17 protein-coding genes are annotated in these 16,451 nt (G+C 37.0%); 10 read left to right on the top strand and 7 right to left on the bottom strand.

The features are described 5' to 3' along the window. The first annotated feature begins 131 nt into the window (after positions 1-131). Positions 132-1,493: an IS4 family transposase gene (locus NSQ71_RS14540; RefSeq protein WP_094245809.1), complete on the top strand. Its 1,362-nt coding sequence runs from the start codon at positions 132-134 to the stop codon at positions 1,491-1,493. Positions 1,494-2,121: 628 nt separating this feature from the next. Here NSQ71_RS14540 and NSQ71_RS14535 read toward each other — a convergent pair. Next, positions 2,122-2,328: a DUF1657 domain-containing protein gene (locus NSQ71_RS14535; protein ID WP_063387284.1), complete on the bottom strand. Its 207-nt coding sequence runs from the start codon at positions 2,326-2,328 to the stop codon at positions 2,122-2,124. 75 nt (positions 2,329-2,403) lie between these two features. Beyond that, positions 2,404-2,619, bottom strand: coding sequence for an alpha/beta-type small acid-soluble spore protein (locus NSQ71_RS14530; protein ID WP_063387285.1), 216 nt, complete (start codon positions 2,617-2,619; stop codon positions 2,404-2,406). Between the two features lie 249 nt (positions 2,620-2,868). Between NSQ71_RS14530 and NSQ71_RS14525 the strand changes: the two genes are divergently transcribed. Continuing rightward, positions 2,869-3,114, top strand: coding sequence for a hypothetical protein (locus NSQ71_RS14525; protein WP_144597080.1), 246 nt, complete (start codon positions 2,869-2,871; stop codon positions 3,112-3,114). Between the two features lie 84 nt (positions 3,115-3,198). Here NSQ71_RS14525 and NSQ71_RS14520 read toward each other — a convergent pair whose 3' ends face one another. From NSQ71_RS14520 to NSQ71_RS14500, 5 genes are all read right to left on the bottom strand, one after another. Further along, a complete protein-coding gene (locus tag NSQ71_RS14520) occupies positions 3,199-3,396 on the bottom strand; it encodes a hypothetical protein (protein ID WP_144597082.1) in 198 nt (65 codons plus the stop codon). Between the two features lie 126 nt (positions 3,397-3,522). Next, positions 3,523-4,563 (bottom strand): YheC/YheD family endospore coat-associated protein, encoded by a 1,041-nt coding sequence (locus tag NSQ71_RS14515; RefSeq protein WP_311066427.1) that lies wholly within the window; start codon positions 4,561-4,563, stop codon positions 3,523-3,525. Then, on the bottom strand, positions 4,553-5,905 hold the full coding sequence (locus NSQ71_RS14510) for a YheC/YheD family endospore coat-associated protein (protein WP_339193250.1): 1,353 nt from the start codon (positions 5,903-5,905) through the stop codon (positions 4,553-4,555). Before NSQ71_RS14510 ends, NSQ71_RS14515 begins: the two co-directional genes overlap by 11 nt. Next, positions 5,889-6,998, bottom strand: coding sequence for a YheC/YheD family endospore coat-associated protein (locus tag NSQ71_RS14505; protein WP_094244613.1), 1,110 nt, complete (start codon positions 6,996-6,998; stop codon positions 5,889-5,891). The genes NSQ71_RS14510 and NSQ71_RS14505 overlap by 17 nt, the downstream gene beginning before the upstream one ends. Before the next feature lie 53 nt (positions 6,999-7,051). Next, positions 7,052-8,413: a YheC/YheD family endospore coat-associated protein gene (locus NSQ71_RS14500; RefSeq protein ID WP_340734148.1), complete on the bottom strand. Its 1,362-nt coding sequence runs from the start codon at positions 8,411-8,413 to the stop codon at positions 7,052-7,054. A gap of 120 nt (positions 8,414-8,533) precedes the next feature. Between NSQ71_RS14500 and NSQ71_RS14495 the strand changes: the two genes are divergently transcribed. From NSQ71_RS14495 to NSQ71_RS14460, 8 genes are all read left to right on the top strand, one after another. Further along, positions 8,534-9,661: a DUF445 domain-containing protein gene (locus NSQ71_RS14495; protein ID WP_340734147.1), complete on the top strand. Its 1,128-nt coding sequence runs from the start codon at positions 8,534-8,536 to the stop codon at positions 9,659-9,661. Between the two features lie 107 nt (positions 9,662-9,768). Further along, positions 9,769-11,394, top strand: a complete 1,626-nt coding sequence (locus tag NSQ71_RS14490; RefSeq protein WP_130158436.1) for a spore germination protein — start codon at positions 9,769-9,771, stop codon at positions 11,392-11,394. A gap of 24 nt (positions 11,395-11,418) precedes the next feature. Next, positions 11,419-11,652, top strand: a complete 234-nt coding sequence (locus tag NSQ71_RS14485) for a hypothetical protein (RefSeq protein ID WP_066248956.1) — start codon at positions 11,419-11,421, stop codon at positions 11,650-11,652. Positions 11,653-11,667: 15 nt separating this feature from the next. Further along, positions 11,668-12,777, top strand: coding sequence for a GerAB/ArcD/ProY family transporter (locus NSQ71_RS14480; RefSeq protein ID WP_340734146.1), 1,110 nt, complete (start codon positions 11,668-11,670; stop codon positions 12,775-12,777). After that, positions 12,774-13,976 carry a Ger(x)C family spore germination protein gene (locus NSQ71_RS14475; RefSeq protein ID WP_311066422.1) on the top strand — a complete coding sequence of 401 codons (1,203 nt, stop codon included), beginning with the start codon at positions 12,774-12,776 and terminating at the stop codon, positions 13,974-13,976. Before NSQ71_RS14480 ends, NSQ71_RS14475 begins: the two co-directional genes overlap by 4 nt. A 119-nt stretch (positions 13,977-14,095) precedes the next feature. Beyond that, complete coding sequence (locus NSQ71_RS14470; RefSeq protein WP_340734145.1) at positions 14,096-14,446, top strand: YlbF family regulator; 351 nt, start codon at positions 14,096-14,098, stop codon at positions 14,444-14,446. A 179-nt stretch (positions 14,447-14,625) separates the two neighbouring features. Beyond that, positions 14,626-15,042 (top strand): GreA/GreB family elongation factor, encoded by a 417-nt coding sequence (locus NSQ71_RS14465; protein ID WP_063387297.1) that lies wholly within the window; start codon positions 14,626-14,628, stop codon positions 15,040-15,042. Between the two features lie 173 nt (positions 15,043-15,215). Then, positions 15,216-16,445 carry an ROK family transcriptional regulator gene (locus NSQ71_RS14460; protein WP_130158842.1) on the top strand — a complete coding sequence of 410 codons (1,230 nt, stop codon included), beginning with the start codon at positions 15,216-15,218 and terminating at the stop codon, positions 16,443-16,445. Positions 16,446-16,451 lie beyond the last annotated feature (6 nt).

The raw sequence follows: 16,451 nt of genomic DNA, 5'->3' as shown, positions 1-16,451 counted from the left end.
CGGTTAATGGGTTTGTTGGTTGTTTCGAATACTTCTTGACATAAAAATTTGCAAAAAAAACACCTCAACTTTTGGTATAGTTTAATTGTCCAGAAAAAACATTACCAAAAGCAGGTGAGGTGTCTCTTATTATGATAACGAATAACAGACTGAACAATCAACTACCAAAAGAAGTAAAAGCTATATTTGATGAACTTGAAATCTTAAAATATTTAAGGAAAGTGGGAATTAACAAGGGTTTCGGTTATTCCTGCGCCTATTTATTCCAGCTAGTTTTTAGTTTAGTTTTTGAAGGCAAAAATTTGTTTCGACTTCTTCAAAGTAAAAAAGCTAAAGATTTGCCGGAAAAAAACGCTATTTATCGCTTCTTAAATAACCCTCAATACAATTGGCGCAGGTTTTTACTTGTTTTGAGTACTTTCACCATTATGAAGGTAAGTAGTTTAACGAGACACGACCGTCCGAAAGTGCTGATCGTGGACGACTCATCTTATGAACGAAATCGCAGTAAAAAGGTTGAACTGCTTGCTCGCTGTTTCGATCATTCTTCTCAAAAAATGCGTTATTACAAAGGATTTCGTATGCTTACACTCGGCTGGTCAGATGGTGCTACATTTTTGCCTATTGATTTTGCTTTATTAAGCTCTACGAATTCCCAAATCAATGGGATTGATAACCGAATCGATAAGCGTACATCCGGTTATAAGCGGCGTGTCGAAGCTTTACAAAAAGCGCCGGAAGTTATTCCCAATATGATTAAACGGGCACTTTCTCAAGGAATCGATGCCTCATACGTTTTAATGGATACATGGTTTACCCAACAGCCTTTGATCAAGTCCATTGTGGATCAAGGGTTGGATGTTATTGGAATGGTGAAGGATACAAAACAAAGATATCAAGTGAACGGTGAATGGGTGAGCCTAAAAAAACTATACCAAACAGCTAAACCATCACAACATCAAAAGGGTATTTTGCGCTCTATTCACACAACGATGGCAAATGGCGTACCTGTTAAAGTGGTATTTGTCCGTAATCGTAATAAAAAGAGACAGTGGCTAGCTATTTTGAGTACAGACTGTACTTTATCGGATCAAGAAATCATTCGTATTTATGGGATACGTTGGGATATTGAAGTATTCTTCAAAACAGTCAAATCCTTATTGAAACTCCAAAAAGAGTTCCAAGGAAGATCTTATGATTCCATGATCAGCCATACCACTATTGTGTTTACAAGGTACATTGTTTTGTCTTGGCAAAACCGAGTAAGTACAGATTATCGAACATTAGGCGGCATTTTTTATGAACTTTGTGATGAAATCGATGAACTAGATTGGGCCTTTGCACTTCAACTACTCATTGAAATTCTTGAAGATGCACTTCAAAATGTAAATCAAAAGATTAAAAAATTCATCGAAAGTCAATTACGTAAATGGATTGTAGTTTTGCCTAATTATATCAAGGCTTATTTACCAAAATTGAGCTGCGAAAGTTGAGTTAATTTTTATTCTAATTTGTTAAATTTTATATTCAAAAATGAATGATGTTTTATAAAGGCGAAGATTTTAGTATGGTGTAAAACTCATATTCGCCGAAAAGCACATTCCGAGCAAATAACCTGTAGATGATGTTGCAGCTGGCGGCATGAATCAAGAATTTTTTTATAATCGACAAAATGCGCGTGCAGTCAAGACTTCCATGATGACGCTTTCTTTAACAAAATGATCTTCAGTTTTTATTCCCTTCCCCCCAATATTTAGATATTTTAGCAAAAAGATGGAATATCTACCATAATTTTTTTGTTTTTTGAATATTAATTCGATTGTTTGGCAGTCTATCTCAATGTGATGATCTAACGGATATCTAAGGTTTTTATAGACGATTTATTACTGCAATTGTTTTTAGAAAGATCAGATTTTAAATGCTTATAACAACTGCTCGAACGAAAGGGGGAAACACGACACTTCGTGAGTGGATTTGAAAGTTGAAGAGAGGTGCGATTTTCCTGTAATGGAATGAAGCTTGGAAGGATTAGAATTAACAGAAATAGAAAGAGGAAGCTGAATTGGAAGGGTTCAAGCACAAAATGGGAAATATCAGGAGAGTGAATGGTCCCCTCCTGATTTATAGCTGTTTAAATTGCGGCTCTTCGTTTTGAATGTAATTTAGCCTCGCTTTTAAATGGTCAAGCACTTCCTGTTGTTGTTTTGCAAGGTTTTGGTATAACTGCTTAGCTTGTTGATCTTCTGTTTCCAGTGCGAAGCTATGTAAGTTCGCAACCGCACTTTCACAGCTTGAAATAGTTTCCATCAATTTTGTACCAACTGTCATTTGAAAAACCTCCTTATTCTCAAATAAAAGGAGACACGGGTAGTGCCTCCATAGCCATGAATATTAATTTTTTAGTTATTGTTGTTGGAAACCGCCAATTTGTTGTTGAGCAAGTGCAACTAAACGCTTTGTGATTTCTCCACCAACAGATCCATTGGCACGGGAAGTTGTGTCTGGTCCGAGATTTACACCGAATTCTGTTGCGATTTCGTATTTCATTTGTTCAAGCGCTTGTTGTGCACCAGGAACTAAAAGTTGGTTAGAGTTGTTGCTGCGGTTTTGTTGAGCCATAATTTTCAACTCCTTGTGAAATTTTTTTTGGCTGGGTTAGCTGGAGTTGCACCAGCGTGAATCAAAAGATTCACTGCCAAACTCGGCTTAACCCACCGGGATGTATGGTGTTCATTAAGTAGTATGAGTAGGATGTAAAAATCTATTCGAAATGAGAAATGGTAATTTCTGTTTTGTGTCGTTACTCTGTAAATCAGACTAGAAAGGGAACATTATACATAAATCAACAACAAATAAAGGAGTTTTCACATGCGAGCCTGTCCGTTATGCAATGGATTTCAGCAACTTCATAAGTATTGTTCCAAATGCGGAGGCATTTTATTAGATGCAGGGAAAATTACTGACTATTTAGATGACTACAGTGCTTATATGGAAATGGACTTGATGAAGCTTTTAGATGGAAAAAGAGATTCACTAAAAAATCATCAATGCATACATCTTTTATATTGCAGCCAATGCCATGAAGAAGAGCATGCAATCATTCAGGAAACATAACGAAAGGGGCTTTTTAAGCTTTAAGCTCTGAATTCTTTTACAGCTAAAATTTAAAAAACCTGATGTGTTTTTCAAACATCAGGCTTACTTTTCGTTAATTTTCTCTATGTCAAATGGCGGTTCTTCTTCCTCGAGGTCCCTTGCTTCTTCAATATTGGTCGCATTGTAACGGTAGTGAACAGATCCTCCTGAAAGACCCTCATTAATCATTCTGTCAATGTCCATAAACGATTGATCACGACCTTCATATAGCGAATCTTTTACTTCCTTATCTTTATCCATAACCGTATTACCCTCCTTATTCACTGGAATTATTCATTAGGTTGCTCAGGAAAAGGGAAAATTATAAAAAGAATGTATGATATCATGGATGATTACAAAAATTTGTGGCTTGTGCATCCGTTTTTATCAAGTTTTTTTGAAATCGATTCGATTTTTTGCTAAATGATGGAACAATTTGCTTAGCTGGACAATTCCGTTTTGGAATATGTCTTTTTCATCGAACACCATCGGTTTCGAATTAACCTCATAAATAAAAATATTTCCTTTTGTATCAATTCCTGCATCAATAGAAAATTCCCCAATGAATTGAAAACATTGAGAGAGTGTGCTGCCAATTTCATGGCAAATAGTTTCCATTTTTTTAGTATCGACACGGTTTTTGACAAAGGAGAAGGGAAGGATAGAGCCTCCATGTACTACATGTGTTGTGATGTTTTTAGATGCGCGCACGCCAATTCCCGAAATAACATATTTGTTTTGACTGTAATGAACGAGAATGCGCAAGTCGTATTTCTGACTGTTAATCTGATCGGAAACGATCTCCTGCTGCATCATATACGGCTCGTTTAGAATGTGTTTTATTTCTTTCCAAATATTTTCCAATGAAGATTCATTTTTTATAGAATTTACCGTTTTGATAATGTAGTTATGTTTGGATTCGGCTGTTATTTTAATGATTCCTTTCCCTTGGCTTTGTCCAACAGGCTTTAAATAAACGGAGGGGTATTTTTCAAAAAATGTATAAAAATCTTGTTTCGATGTTACTAATTGCGATTCAGGTATGACAGGAAGAAGGTGCTTATTTTTTTGCAAACAAGTAATGACATCCCATTTATTAAAAAAATGTCTGTTGAAATAAGGGATGTTTTTTTTGTTTAAAGAGCGGAAAACGAAATCTGTTTTTTGAACTGTATCGCGAAACGGATAGCGATTATAGACAACATCTGGATATAGAAACTTTTTTTTCAACCAGCGATTTTCGTTCGGTTCATATATATAGCCGACGATCGATTTTTCTTTCATGCCAGAAGGTGTAAAAACAAAGCTTGAACTGTTCTGCTCAGCCAAATGTCTTTGTATAGCTTTAAATAACGAAATGTTTCCATAAAAAGAACCGCTTCGATCGTTATCACCAGCTAAAATTCCGACGAGCATTTCATGGGGCATCATAGATCTCCTCAGTTGAAATTGTTTTTTTCATTAAATATTCGGCATATTGGAATGGAAAGCGCAATGTTAGCCGGTCTTCTTGCTGCAAATCTTTATGCATAAAAATGGAGCGGCCAGGCTTCGAGTTCGCTTCAAATAGCCATATGTTCCCGTTATTGTCGATGCCGAAATCAAAACCGATTTCTCCGATTTCACCGTCCATTTTGCGATCAATTGCCTTGCTAATAGAAAGAGCCGCGGTGGAAAGTGAACGGTAAATGTCCTCTTTATTCAGCGGCAATGATAATTCATGCAAAGATTTTATTGTTCCTCCGTTTTTTACGTGTGTTGTAGGATTTCCCTTTCCGGCCAATTTCGCAGCGATTGCACTGACAAGCCAGATTCCGTTTTCGTTCTTGTTTGTGTGCACGCGGAAATCGACAGGATTTCCACTCGATTGAAGAAGGGAAATGCCTTGTTGAGCAATATATTGATCTAATGATCGCTGTGCAAAAAAACGCTGCAAAAAGCCTTCAATAGAAGAGAACAGCTTCAACTGGCCTTTTCCGTTCTCATCATAATAGCAGCAAAGAATTGATCCATTTTTCCGATTTTTCACCAGCTTAAATATTCCTAGGCCAAGGCTTCCGTTTTCAGGTTTTAAATAAATCGTTTGAAAGCGGTTAATCAGCTGTTCAATTGTTTTTATAGACGGAGCATGATATGTCTCCGGCAAGTAATGCCTTACTGTCCCATCTTTGGATAAAATATGATGGACATCCCATTTGTTGAAAAAGCCTGAGTTGAAAAGCGGAATTGAGCGCATAAATAAGTTTTTTTTCGCAGACTGAAAGTAGTCTGAGTTTTCTACCTTCCGATTTGGAAGACGATCATAGATGACATTTGGAAATGGAACGGTTATTTTTACCCATCCGGATTCATTGAATGAATAGCCTTCAATCATCTCTAAATCCCAATGAATTTGATGTATCCCAAATACAAAACAAAAAGCGCCTGTTGAACAGCCGTTGACCACTAATTTTGAAAAAAATATCGATCTGTCGCCTAATGGGCGTAAAAGGGATTTATAAAAACCTGCTGTGAAAATGCCGACAACGGGGCCTAAAAATAGCGTTTCACTATGGACTAAAGCTTTGATCCTAATATTTTTAGGTAAAAGCAGAGATTCGGCAATATCTTTTGAAATATAAATGCTTTGGCTGTCTTCGTGATGGAGAATAGAACGGCACGCTATTTTCCGTTTGCCGAAAGAGATCGATTCGATCGTTACATGGGAAAAAGAGCTAGGAAGCAAAACGGTTTGGTTTAGGTGGTCTGCCTGTTTAATTTGATAAATCATTTATTTCCACCCCGGTTTGTAGAGAGTGTTGCAAGTAGCGGGCATAGCGGACAGGAGCTTCGTACAGAACTGTTTTTCTCGCAGGATCTGTTTTTAAAACGACATTTCTCCCTGGTTTAGAATTAATATCTAGAATCCATATCGTTTCATTTTGCAAATCAATGCCGATGTCCACACCAAGCTCAAATAAAGGAGCAAAATTTTTTTCAATTTTTTGCGGAAGATGGTGAGCAAGCTGTTCGATTTGGTTATAAATATGGTTCAATCGCTGCCTTGGAATATCTTTTTCCCATTGTTCAAGGGAAACGACAGAACCGCCTTTTGACAAGTTGGATACATACGTATGTTTTTGACCGATTCGAATTCCTTTTCCTTGCATAATCCATTGACCGAACTCGTTTTTTTGAAATAAAATGCGCAAGTCAAATGGACGCTGCTGTTTGTCCTTTAAAGGGAGCAATCGTTGAAGAATGTATGAGTCAACTTGTCTCTTCGCAAGAAATGGTTTTAATTGATTGAAATGTTTCAAACGGACGATCCTTTGATTCGCTCCAATGAAAAAGTATAGAAATAGCGTTTCCTTTTCTTTTTTAATTACAAGCACTCCTTTTCCTGAACTGCCGTGAATTGGTTTTAAGATACATTCCTCATATGATTGCAAAAATGTATAAACTTGATCGGGATGTTGGAAATATTCTGTTTCAGGAAGATATTGATAAATGAATGGATCAGTTTTTAATGTTTTATATTGTTTCCATTTATCTGGGAATCCGTAGCCTAGAAAAGAAACATTTTGTTGTATTTTTAATTTTTGAACGGCTTTTTTGTTTTGAATGGAAGCAGCATCTTTGCCATAAAAACAGCGGTCATAAATATAATGTGGAAGTTGAAAAGTACTTCGCTCCCATTTATTAGATGTTAAATTGAATGTAAATCCCGTTAACGTACCATTTGCGAATTGTACGTCCAACGGGCGAAACATAATACATTTCATATTCAATTTTTTTGCCGCTTTTGAAATATTTTTAAAATAGGCTGCTTCATGAAAATATTTATTGACTAAAAATCCGAAAGACAAAAGAGGTTCTGCCACAAATATCCGCCTGCCTCCGTTTATCTATATTTACCCAATTATTATATGAATCGTTATGAAACATCATAACCGCTTATCAAGAAACAATAACGGATGATTGCTTTGGCAGACGGACGAATGGAAGGATTGAGAGAGTATTCAATATTTTTGGATGGCTTTGTATTGACTTCTAAAATCCATGGTTTCTGATCCTCGCTTACAGCCATATCAATTCCAAATTCCCCGTATTCTCCCTCCACGTTCATTTCAACTGTTTTGGCGGCTTCCAGTGCTATTTCCGAAAGAATGCTGCAAAGATGTAAACAAGTGCTTTTGTCAAAAATGCCAGATAAGATTTTTTTTATTTTATACAGCTCTCCGCCTTTAGCTAAATTGCTAACAAATTGATCTTTAGCGGAAAGGCGGGCGACAGAAGAGGTTATTTTCCAGCCCTGATGATTGATTTTATGGCATAGAAACCTGAAATCAAGCGGTCGATTATCCAATTTGATTGTGTCGATTGTCTGCTGAATAATATGCGGTTCTCTTTTGAGATATGGAAAGAGATGTTTATACATTTCCTGAAAGGAATGAAAAATAATTGGCTGCTCGCTTTTACCGGGATGGGTAAAGTATATTTCGAAAAGATCGTTTTTATTTTTCAAGCGAATAATTCTTCTCCCTTGACTGCCGTTAATCGGTTTAATAAATACGTCTTGAAAATCATTTACAAACACTTGCAAATCTGATTTTTTTGTTAAAAGCATCGTTTTTGGAAGGTAGGGAAGAAGATGCTGGTTGGACGCAAAAATTTTATGAATTTCCCATTTGTTTAAGTAGCGGTGGTTAAACACCGGTATATCGTTTGCAGCTGCAAATTGCAAAAACTTCAAATATTTTTGAGAATACTCCAATTTTCTTGATCGAATCCGATTATAAATCACGTCAGGACAAGGAATGGTTTCCTTTTTCCAATTTTGATGAGATAAATGAAACCCTTTCTTCTGATTTTGCTGCAGATCAGTTAATGTTGAAATACAAAAAAATGCGCCAATTTCCGCACAGTAATTCGCCATCTCTTTACAAAAATCATCAATATTTCCAAACTGGATTTTTTCATCGTCCTGAATAGAATCAATCAATACACAAATGACCGGTCCGAGTTTGAAGGTTTTGGTGAATTTATCATACTGAAGACGAAGCGTTAAAGATTTTATAGGAAGATGAAGAGCGTTGTAAATCTCTTCACTGGCATAAAGAACGATTTTTTCGTTTCGGATGAAGGAGGCTTTTGTTCTAACTGTTTCTTTGCCGCAATGTAAGGAAAACGTTTGGATCAGTGGAAGGGTCAAAGCTTTTTGCAAAGAATCGCTTATTTCCATATAGAAACCGTTTTTTTCTTCGAGTGGAATCATTAAAATTTTTGTTTCTGCCATTTGAATTACCCCGTTTGCTTACAAATGTTAACCGATTTATAATATTAACTTAGGTAAATCATGCTATGATATCGTATGTCTGGCAGTTGATCTTGTGAATAAACAGTGAGGAAGATGCAAATGGAATTTATATTAACATCAGCTATGATGGTCGTAATTAGTGCATTTATTGGCGGTGTTACGAATTACATTGCCATTAAAATGCTTTTTCGCCCATATAGACCAATCTATTTGTTTGGAAAAAAGCTTCCCTTTACGCCAGGCCTTATTCCGAAACGCCGGGATGAGCTGGCTAGGCAGCTAGGAAAAATGGTGATCGAGCATTTAGTTACACCAGAAGGAATCAAAAAGAAAATGGAGGAGGTCTCCTTCCAGCAGAAAATACAATTATTCCTGCTTCAATCGATAGATGCTTGGCTTGCCAAACAAAAAACTTTAACGGAATTACTGGAAGAGTATGGAGTATCCAACAGCAAGGAAATGATTGCCACCCGACTTGAACGAGCGATTGAAAAAAGCATACTTCATTTTTTCAATACAGATCAAAAAGTCAGTCATTTTTTGCCGCAAGAATGGAAGAAGAACATCGAATTGCAAATTCCTAGTCTTGCAGAATGGATTGCAATGAAAGGCGTTCAATATGTTGAAAGTGATGAAGGGAAACAAGCGCTGCAAAGAATGATCGATGACTTTCTTCAACAAAAAGGAACGTTTGGCGGCATGATTCAAATGTTTTTAGGAAACTTGAATATCGCAGATAAAATTCAATTAGAAGCAGCAAAGTTTTTTCGTCATCAAGGGACGATTGATCTGATTTATTCCATTCTTTTTAAAGAATGGAGCCGATTGCTTGAAATGCCGGTTTCTGAGTTCACAAGCAGGATGGACAAAGAAAAGACAAGCTTGTCCATTGCAAAACTTATTTCGGAAAAAATACGTATCTACGAAACATTGGATAAACCAATTTCAGAGCTTATCCAGCCGTATAAACAAGCAGTTATGGAAAAAATGCTGCCAGCCGTCATTTCCAGCTCTGTTCTTTATTTGCAAAACAGTGTGGAACAGATTATGAAAGCTTTCGATATCGATGAAATTGTGACGGCACAGGTAGAATCCTTCTCGGTTGAACGTCTCGAAGAAGTTGTACTGACTATTTCCAAAAGGGAATTTAAAATGATTACCTACTTAGGCGCTCTCCTTGGTGGTATAATCGGGTTCGTACAATCGATTATCATTCTGTTTATTTAATCCCATGAAAACAGGCAAACCGCCTGCTTCATGGGATTTTTTACATATTAAAAGAACAATTGGGCACTTTACAAGTAAAAGGTTCAAAAACGTTAGGGGGATTCGGCATGAGTTTTTTAAAATTTTTTAAGAAATCGATCGATAAAAAGTCATTTGAACAGCTATTAGCAGACAAGGAAAAGCAAGATAGCAGCGAGCAACCGCAAAGCAAAGAAACGATCAAACGCAGCTTGCATGAAAACTTAAAAAAAATTAGAGAAGCATTTGGCAACAGCAGCGACATTGTTACAAGGGAAATAAGAATAGGAAGACAAGGGGAAATCCGCGTCGGGATTATTTATACGGACGGTTTGATTAACAGTGAAGCGAATCATAATTTTGTTATGGAATCGTTAATGTTTGAATTGAGAAGAAATGAAGTGGATCTGAAAGATCTGGCAGGTTTGACGCTGCTCAATTATATAAAAGAAATGGTCTTGACCGTCGGTTCGATTGAAGATGTGCATGATTTCAACGTTATCACGAATGCTGTTCTGTCTGGAAAAGTTGTTTTATTATTCGATGGATACGAACAAGGCTTTGCCGTTGAAATGAAAGGCGGAAAGGAGAGGGGAGTCCAAGAGACAACAACTGAAACAACTATTCGCGGTCCTCGGGAAGGATTTACGGAAAATTTGCGTGTCAATACTTCCCTTATTCGCAGAAAGATAAAAGACCATCGTTTATGGATTGAATCAAAAAAAGTCGGAAAAGTAACAAAAACGGAAGTCAGCATTATGTATATTAAAGGGATTGTGAGAGAAGAAGTGGTGCAGGAGGTCAGAAGCAGAATTGAACAAATTGATATTGATGGAATATTAGAGAGCGGTTATATCGAAGAGCTGATTCAAGATGACTCATACACGCCATTTCCAACTATTTATAATACGGAACGTCCTGATATCGTGGCAGGACATCTTCTCGAAGGCCGCGTAGCCATTTTAGTGGACGGCACTCCTTTCGTTTTAACTGTACCGTCAATTTTTGTGCAATTTCTGCAATCCCCTGAAGATTATTATCAACGCGCAGATATAAGTTCATTAATTCGTTTTCTCCGTTTTTTCGGTTTTTTCACTGCGCTCCTTGCACCGTCTCTTTATGTTGCTATTACAACTTTTCATCAGGAAATGCTGCCGACACAGCTTTTGATCAGTCTTGCCGCCCAAAGGGAAGGCGTTCCGTTTCCCGCATTTATTGAAGCATTTCTAATGGAAATTATGCTTGAAATTTTAAGGGAAGCAGGACTTCGAATGCCAAGAGCTATCGGACAAGCCGTTTCAATTGTTGGAACATTAGTTGTCGGGACGGCAGCAGTAGACGCGGGAATTGTTTCCGCCGCAATGGTAATTGTTGTAGCATTTACAGCTATCTCAAGTTTTATGGTCAGCTCGTATGACCTAGCGATCACCGTGCGGATGTTACGATTTGTTTTTATGGGGCTTGCCGCATCTTTCGGTTTGTTCGGAATTATCCTTGGATTGGTGGCGCTAGTTCTTCATTTGAGCAGTCTTCGTTCATTTGGCGTCCCTTATTTAAGTCCAATGGCTCCGTTTACGCTGGCAGATCAAAAGGACGTTTTTATTCGTCTGCCCCGCCGTCTGCTTATTTTTCGACCACGAGTTTTTAGTTCACAGCAAAATACGAAAAGAGAGAAATCACTTTTTCAAAACGAAAATCAACGAAAGAAGAAATAGATTACCTAAAGGGGTATTAAATGAATGTGGAACATAATCGGCATTCTTTTCGTTTCTGCATGTATTTTTATAATCGAAGCTCTGCTGCTATTAAAACATAAGCTCTGGAAGGATTTTATTGTGTTTATCATTTTTCTTTTTCTAGGAACAGGATTAAGTATTGCCAGATGCATTAATTTTCCTATTCCAAATCCGATTGAATTGCTCACATGGATCTACCAGCCGCTAAGCGAAGCAGTGAACAAAATATTTCAATAAGAGGTTGGTGAAGGTATGTTAGACAACGGGAAAATAACAGCAAATCAATATAAAATGTTAGTTTTATTATTTACGATTGGAAGTTCAATTCTCGTTGCTCCTACTGCATTAGTGAATGATGCGAAACAGGATGCTTGGATAGCAACCATTTTTACGGTCATCATCTCCATTCTTTTAGTGCTTATGTACATTAAAATATATTCAATTTTTCCAAATATGACTCTTGTAGAAATATGCGAGCTTTTGCTCGGAAAATGGATTGGAAAATTCGCGGTTGCATTATTTCTCATGTATGCTTTTATTTTATCGGGTGCATTGCTCAGGGAAATCGGCGACTTTACAACTACTCAAATGATGCCTGATACACCGATCGATGCTATCCATATTGTTTTTATGGGAGTCGTTGTTATGGCAACCCTTTTAGGATTAGAAGTGATTGGACGTTCTTCAGAAATCATTTCATTATGGCTATTCATCCTTTTAGCAATCTATTTCATCGCGATTTTGCCTCAAATCAAAATAGGAAACCTGCAACCGATATTGGGAGAAGGAATGAAACCGATTTTATTTGGGTTTTATCATTTTATTAGTCTGTCGAATTTAGAATTAATCGTTTTTTTAATGATTGCTCCCTTTGTCAATCATCAAAAAGGAGCAGAAAAAGGATTTTTAGTAGGCGTTATAATTGGAGGAATCCTGCTTACATTTGTTGTCATGTTTTCTATTCTTGTTTTAGGTGTCGAAAATACAGCCAGACAAATATATCCGAGCTACGCCCTGGCAAGAAAAATTGAAATAGGAAAATTTTTTCAACGCGTAGAGGTTATTATGGCGGGAATTTGGTTTTTATCTATTTTTTATAAGCTAACCATCAGTTTTTATGCTTTTGTTTTAGGTCTCTCTCAACTATTTAAAATAAAAGATTATCGTTCGATTACTCTTCCTATTTCTATGATGCTGATTGTGTATGCGATCGCCTTCCATCCGAACATCGTTCACTTTTTTGAGTTTGTACATAATATTTGGCCTTTGTACTCTTTAACGATCGGGTTTCTTTTTCCTCTCATCCTGTTGGGTACAGCTCTAATGAAAAAACGTCAGCGTCATGTGAGGGGAAATAGATGAATAAGCGGTTGACAAGTCTTTTATTCATATTGGCGTCCATCATGTTGCTGGCAGGCTGCTGGGATCGGAGGGAGTTAAATGACATCGCAATCGTTTCAGCATTAGGAATAGACAAAGTAGATGATGAATTACTTGTAACGATACAAGTGATCAACCCGGGACAGGTAGCAACTGTAAAACAAGGGGGAATAACAAAAGCTCCTGTTAGAACATTCCAGTCGAAAGCGCGTACATTGTCTGAGGCGATGAGAAAAGTGACAACTTTCTCGCCAAGAGCCGTTTATTCAAGTCATCTCCGCATGTTGATTATTGGAGAGGATTTAGCAAAAGAAGGAATGGGGGAAATTATTGATTATGTAGTAAGGGGGAAAGAATTTCGGACAGATTTTTATCTCTCTATCGCTAAAAACACTAGAGCTGAAAACATTTTAAAAGTACTTAGCCAGCTGGAGACAATTCCCGCACATAAATTAAGTTCTTCATTAAAGTTATCTGAAAAATCATGGGGGCCTATCGAAACAATAGAAATCAATCAATTTGTCAACGAGTTAGTTTATAAAGGCATTGAACCTCATGTGATAGGTGTAGAAATAATAGGCAATCCTGAAGCTGGAGAAAAAATAGAAAATGTTGAAAAAACAAAAGCTGATGCGTATCTCAAATTTGGTAGTGTAGCTATCATGAGGAAAGATAAGTTAGTTGACTGGTTAACGGAGAAGGAAAGCAATGGTCTCCATTATGCATTAGGAAAAGTGCAAAGAGCAGTCATTAATGTGCCATGCAAAGAGAAGAAGGTGGCAATTGAAACGATCCGAACAAACAGCAAGATTCAAACAAAAGTTGACGGTCATCAGTTTAAAGGCACCGTTCAGCTGCATATAGATGGGGCGGTAGCCGAGGTTCAATGCGAACGAATGGATTTGGAGAAAATAGAAACGATAAACCTTTTGCAGAAAAAAGCTGAGGAAAAGGTTAAAAAAGATATTCTGACAGCTATTCAAGCTTCCCAGAAAAAATATGAAGTAGATATTTTTGGATTTGGAGAAGCCCTTCATCGCAGCCATCCGTCGATTTGGCATAAAGTTAAAAAAGATTGGCACTCTCATTTTAAAGATATACCGGTTCATGTGGATGTTGACGTAAAGCTAAGGAGAATCGGCACAATTAATAACTCTCCTCTTCATGAAATGAAACCGTAGCTTCCCGAACTTCTAAAAAATTCCTCAGGGTGTAAGGGAATTTTAAAACTTTTTTGACAGGCGGCCTTGTCATCCTTTATATTAGCTAAAAGGGCTCGCGGAGCGAGGAGGGATTAGGAGTGTCTAATATTTTATATAATTCCGCGTACGATTTGAAAAAAGCATTAGAACAAAGCAAGGAATATATTCAATTAAAAAAATTGTATGATGATGTCCAACACGATGAATCAGCGAAAAACATTTTCCAGAACTTTCGCAGCACTCAATTAAACCTGCATGAAAAACAAGTAACCGGAAAAGAAATTACTGAAGAAGAAATTATTCATGCAGAAAAATGCGTTCAATTAGTACAGCAAAACGGCAAGATTGCTGCATTGTTGAAAGCAGAGGAAAGCATGAATATGCTTTTACAGAGGATAACCAGCATTATTTTGGAGCCGCTTGATGAGCTTTATAAAAAAAGTGAATAGTAAAAGAAAAGAATATCAAATCAAGGATTTTATTGAAAAAAGTAAAATATTTGGTAGTCTAGAGTGAGATGTACTTTTTGTGCATCTCTTTTTTCATTTTCAAAATTGGAGGGAACAGATCATGAATCAAAGACTCATTTTCCATTTTTTTATTAAAGAAAAAGGAGGTGGCATATTTTATGAGCCATAGTACGCTATCCAGCTTAAAAACGGCATTGCGAGAACAATTAACGCTTTTTCAGAAACAACAAAATGACAGAACTTCTCCAATCGGCCGATTTTATATGAATAATCAAAAAAAGTTTTTGCAATATGTAAGGGAATTGGAACAGCTTTTTAATCAAGAAGATGAAGATATTTTCACAAAAGTTTTTATTGGGGCGACAGTGAAAATTGTATATTTGGAAGAAGAGGATGAAGAAACATATACAATCTGTTTTCCTGAAGAAGCTGATCCTGACCAAGGGAAAATTTCATTTTTATCTCCCATCGGTAATCAGCTGCTGCTTGAAATGAGAGGAAATTCGATTGATTTAGACATACCTGGAGGAAAAACAGCTGTTAAAATTTCTGAAATCCATTATTTAGAAAAATAAATTATGAAACATGAAAGGGGAGAAATCCCCTTTCATACTCTATTCATTACCTCTTTCAGCGTCGAGCTGTAGGAATTTCTAATAAAATATTACTTGCGAAAACCTTGATTCATTGAGATACTAAAATGTAAGGGTTTACATTACGAGCCTCTGTATATTTCGGGGTGGTTGTCATGAAAGATGAAAAAATTGTCGGCAGTTTCCAATTAATGAAATCATTGAATAAATCTTTAATTCTTAATACAATTCGGACACACGGATCGATTTCAAGATCTGACATTGCGAAAGAAACAAAATTAACACCTCCAACAGTCACAAATATTGTAAATGAATTGTTGGAAGAAGGATTGGTAAAAGAGTGGCAGACCGGATCTTCCAGCGGGGGAAGAAAACCCATTTTGTTGAAAATCAACTCATCAAATTTTTATGTTTTCGGTATTGATATCAGCCCGAGGGAAATCCGATTTGCCATCACGGATTTAAACGCTCAAACACTTTTATATAAAACAATCACCATGAAAGAAGAGATGACGAGTTCACGTTTGTTCCAAATGATTGCCAAACAGCTTTACATTATGATGGATGAAGCTTGTATAGAATTAAAAAAATTTGTAGGAATTGGCATCGGTATTCATGGCAGGATTGACGCAGATGAAGGTTCAAGCGGTTTTGCTCCCCAATTGCAGCATCGAAATGTACCGTTAAAAAAAGAGCTTGAAAAAGAATTTCGTCTTCCTGTCAAAATTGAAAATGATGTTCGTGCCATGGCAATAGGCGAAAACTGGTTTGGCAGCGGGGTGGGAATTAGCAATCTTGTATGCATTAAGATCAGTCATGGAGTTGGGGCAGGTTTGATTTTAAATAAGAAGCTGTTTCATGGAACGAACGGACTAGCGGGTGAAATCGGCCATATGTTTATAGAAAGCAGCGGTTTGAAATGTTCGTGTGGGAAAGACGGATGTTTAGAGGCGCTTGTTGGGTCTGAAGGGATAAAACAGCGTACATTAAACAAAATATCCCTTGGGTATAAAACGAAATTAATAGAACGGACAAACGGAATGATAGAAAATGTGAACGGAGAACTGATTTATGAGGCTGCATTAGAAGGAGACCTGCTTGCTAAAGACATTTTAGAGGAGACTGGCAGGTATTTAGGAATTGCCATCATGAACATTATCCATTTATTCAATCCAGAGCGTATTATTATTGGGGGCGGATTAGCAAAGGCAAAGAATTTTATTTTAACTCCGATTCAAGAAGTGGTTGAACAAAGAGCTTTGACAGAGCAAGCGAAAAAAACAGAAATTGTGTTGTCAAAGCTGGGAGATCAAGCGACGGTCATTGGCGCTGTTGCCCTAGTACTAAATGAAATGTTTTCTGTTCAATATGAATCGGTGTCATAATGTTTC

The sequence above is a fragment of the Aeribacillus sp. FSL M8-0235 genome, from assembly GCF_038000355.1.
Taxonomy (GTDB): domain Bacteria; phylum Bacillota; class Bacilli; order Bacillales; family Aeribacillaceae; genus Aeribacillus; species Aeribacillus composti.
This window is presented reverse-complemented; position numbering and strand designations above follow the sequence as displayed.